Annotated in this window: 2 protein-coding genes; one reads left to right on the top strand and one right to left on the bottom strand. The window is 72.6% G+C overall.

Annotated elements, in window-relative coordinates:
- Window positions 1–3,109 (top strand): thiol reductant ABC exporter subunit CydC (gene cydC, locus V7053_RS09285; RefSeq protein WP_334171995.1); only part of this gene is annotated, 3,109 nt, incomplete at its 5' end.
- Here cydC and V7053_RS09280 read toward each other — a convergent pair.
- On the bottom strand, window positions 3,110–3,628 hold the full coding sequence (locus V7053_RS09280; protein ID WP_334171994.1) for a DinB family protein: 519 nt from the start codon (window positions 3,626–3,628) through the stop codon (window positions 3,110–3,112).
- Window positions 3,629–3,786 lie beyond the last annotated feature (158 nt).

The raw sequence follows: 3,786 nt of genomic DNA, 5'->3' as shown, positions 1-3,786 counted from the left end.
GGACGCCGGCGCCCGGCGCGCCGCGTCGTCGGCCGCCGCTACCGCGGTCCTCGCGGTCCGCGGCCTCGATGCCCTCGATTCGTTCTACACCGCCTACCTGCCGGCGCTCGTCCAGTGCGCGGCCGTCCCCTTGCTCGTGGGCCTGCGGATCCTCGGGGCAGACTGGGTGAGCGCCCTCGTCATCGCACTCACCCTCCCGTTGGTTCCGGTCTTCATGATCCTCATCGGCAAGCACACCGAGGATCGCGTCTCGGTGGCCCAGCAGGCGTTGGCCCGGCTTGGTTCCCACCTCGTGGAGCTCGCCCAAGGCCTGCCCGTCCTCGTCGGTCTCGGCAGGGCGGCGGAGCAGCGCAAGGCCCTGCGCGCGCTGTCCGAGGACTTCTCGGTCCGGACCATGGGAACGCTGCGGGTGGCGTTCATGTCATCTCTTGCGCTCGAACTGCTCTCGACGATCTCCGTGGCGGTCGTCGCGGTGTTCATCGGCATCCGCCTCGTGAGCGGCGAGATGCCGCTCGAGGCCGGGCTGCTTGCCCTCGTGCTCGCCCCGGAGTGCTTCCAGCCGGTGCGCGATCTCGGGGCGGCCCACCACGCGAGCGAGGAGGGGGCTGAGGCGCTCCGCCGCGCAGAGGAGGCGATCGCCGCTCCCGCAGGGACACGTCTCTCCGAAGGAAAGACCGGGACTCCCCTCGGGAACAAGCCCTCAGCGAGCGGGCCAGCTGCACTGAAGGTCGAGTCGTTGACCGTGCGCTACGCCGGGAGGAGGGACCCGGCCGTGGACGGGTTGTCGTTCGTGGCGCCGGCCGGAGAAACCACGCTGCTGGCCGGCCCGAGCGGGGCTGGGAAGACGACCGTGCTGCTGGCCCTCGCCGGCCTCGTGCGCGACGGCGCCGGGGCTGCGGTGAGCGGGTGGACGACCGGTGCGGAGGCTGCACGGGTCGCGTATGTCCCGCAGCACCCTCAGTTCACTGCGCCGACGGTTGCTGCGGAGCTTGAGCTTGCCGCGGACGGACTTCCCTCGGACCGCGCCGCGGACGCAGTGCGGCGTGCGCTCGAGACCGTGCTGTGCGCCGGGCTCGCGGGGGCGAATCCTGCCGAGCTGAGCCCTGGACAGCAGCGCCGGATCGCGGTCGCCCGTGGACTCCTGCGCGTGGACGCCGGCGCGACGCTCCTCCTCCTCGACGAGCCGACCGCGCACCTGGACGCTCGCTCCGCCGGCGCGGTCGAGGCCGCCATTGCCGGGCTGCGGGGTCGCGCGACGGTGGTGCTCGTGGCGCATGATCCCCAGACAGCCGCCCTCGCTCGGACCCGGGTCCAGCTCATGCCGGCGGCGAGGAGCGAAGGTCTTCCCAAGGGGGCCCCGGCGAGATTCGCTGTCGCAGACACCGACCCGGACGCCAAGCCGGCCCCCCGCTACAGCACACCCTCGGCGTCCGGCGGCGGCGCGTGGCTCGCAAGCCTGTGGCGGCTCGTCCGCCCCGATCTCGCCCGCTACGCGCTGGCGGCCCTCTCGGGGGTCGGAGCCGCCGCGGCCGCGGCAGCGCTCGCGGGCCTTTCCGGCTGGCTCATCGTCCGAGCAGCCGAACGGCCCCCGATCCTCTACCTCCTCGCAGCAATGGTCGGCGTCCGGTTCTTCGGCATCGCCCGAGCCGTCCTCCGCTACAGCGAAAGGCTTGCCACCCACTCGGCCGTGTTCTCCACCCTCACCCGGCTCCGTGACCGCCTGTGGAGCTCCCTCACGAGCCAGGGCCTGAGCGCGCGGCGCCTGCTCGTCCCCGGAGCCGCGTTGGAGAGCCTGGTGGGCGATGTCGAGTCCGTCCGCGACGAGCTGCCGCGGATCCTCCAGCCGCTCGCGTCCGCTGTGCTGCTCGGCGTGGGCGCCGTGATCGCGGTCGGGATCCTGCTGCCCGCGCAGCTTCCCGTGCTTGCGGCCGCCGTCGTCGCCTCCGTCGTCGTCGCCCCCCTTGCCACGGCGTGGGCGGATCGCCGCGCCGCGCGCGCCGTCCAGCGGGGGAGGGCGGGGCTCCTCGACTCGATCGGCCAAGCGCTCGCAGCGGCCCCTGACCTTGTGGCGAACGGGCTCGCGGGACGGGTACTGGCCCGTCTGCGGGCCGACGATCGCCGGCTCACGGCGCTCGAGCGCCGGGGCGTCGCCGCGGAAGGGCTGGGCCGTGCTGTGGTGATCCTCGCGACCGGGCTCGCCGCGGCTGCGACCCTCGCGACCACGGCGGCTTCGGGCGTCGCCGCGAGCACGGCCGCCGCGGTGGTGCTCCTGCAGCTCGCACTGACCGAGCCTTTCGCCGCGGCGAGCAGCGCCGTCCAGCGCGTTCCGGCCCTGCGCTCGGCCCTCGCACGCGTAGGCGCGCAGCCCGACGAGACGGCGCCCGACGCCCCAGAGCGTGCCGGCTCAGAGCCTGCCGGCTCAGAGCTCGCCGCCAGGGCATCGGCAGGCGCCGCAGCGAGGGATGACGGTCTCGCCGTCGAGGGCCTCGCGGCCGGGTGGCCAGGCCAGCCGGATGTCTTCGCAGACCTGTCGGCGGAAGCCGCGCCGGGAGAGTGGCTCGTGGTGGCCGGTCCCTCGGGAAGCGGCAAGACGACGCTCCTCGCCGTCCTCCTCGGCTTCCTGCAGCCCCGCTCCGGGACAGTGCGCGCGAGCGGCAGGATCGCCTGGTGCCCGCAGGAATCGCACCTTTTCGATTCGACCGTGAGGGGAAACCTTGCAATCGCCCGGGAACGAAGCGATGCGCCCGACGACGCGGAGCTGTGGGAGGTCCTCGCCCGGGTCGGCTTGGCCGATCACGTCCGGTCGCTGTCCGGCGGGCTCGACTCCCGCATCGGGAGTCGCGGGTCGGAACTGTCCGGGGGTCAGCGCCAGAGGCTTGCGGTGGCACGCACGCTCCTGGCGGACGCCGCCGTCGTGCTCCTCGACGAGCCCACGGCGCACCTCGATCCGGCCTCGGCCGACGACCTGGTCTCGGGCCTCCATGCCGCCCTCGCGGACCGCAGCGTCGTCATGGTGACCCACCACGCATCCGAGCTGAAGGACGGGGATCTCCTCGTTCGGCTCGATGCGCTCGACGACGGCGTGCGGAGGCTGGCGCTGACGGCCTAGCTAGCCCCGCACGTCGTAGAGGTGATGTTCGACGTCGTGGAGGAAGTACCGCGCGAGCGTCAGGACCGTGAACTCCGAGCCGTTGCTCCGCAGCCCGCGACGCTCGTAGGCGTCCTCAGGGACGCCCGCGAAGGCGTCCCGGATCAGCCCACCCTGCTCTGCAAGTTCCTCGCGCACCACTGCCGGGTCGGCGTCGGCGTACGCCTTCTCGGCAGCGGTGGCGTCCTGGTCCCAGTCCTCGAAACGGGCACCGTCCTCGGCAAGCATGAGCCCCAGACGGCGGCGGAACACCTCGAAGAGGTCCCGCACGTGGTACGCGTACTCGAGGGGCGACCAGGTTGAGGAGTCGGGGCGTTCGAGCACGTCGTCGCGTCCGAGCACGGCGTCCCAGCGGGGCAGTGCTGTGTCGAGCCTCCGGGCGACATCCTGCGGGGTGAGGCTGTCGGCATCGAAGCCGCACTCAGGACACGGGCGGTCCAAGACCCAAGTCCAGTCTTTCGTGTCGGGAATGATCGCCATGACCGGAGTCTAGCCCTCCGTCCGAGGGCGTGCGGCGGATCACATGTGGGCGTTTGCGGCCGGCGGGAGAACCCGTTTTGATTACAAAACGATAACGTTCGCGGCACCCTCCTGGGTCGGCGGGAGAGGCTGGCGTTCCCGGGGAGGCATCCACGCCA

The sequence above is a fragment of the Sinomonas sp. genome (assembly GCF_036848755.1).
Classification (GTDB): domain Bacteria; phylum Actinomycetota; class Actinomycetes; order Actinomycetales; family Micrococcaceae; genus Sinomonas.
Note: the sequence above shows the minus strand (reverse complement) of the source record. Positions and strands in the feature narration are given on the sequence as shown.

What these genes read in the sequence shown, in the direction of transcription:
- V7053_RS09280 (WP_334171994.1), bottom strand. Translation starts at nt 3,628, where the DNA reads ATGGCGATCATTCCCGACACGAAAGACTGGACTTGGGTCTTGGACCGC.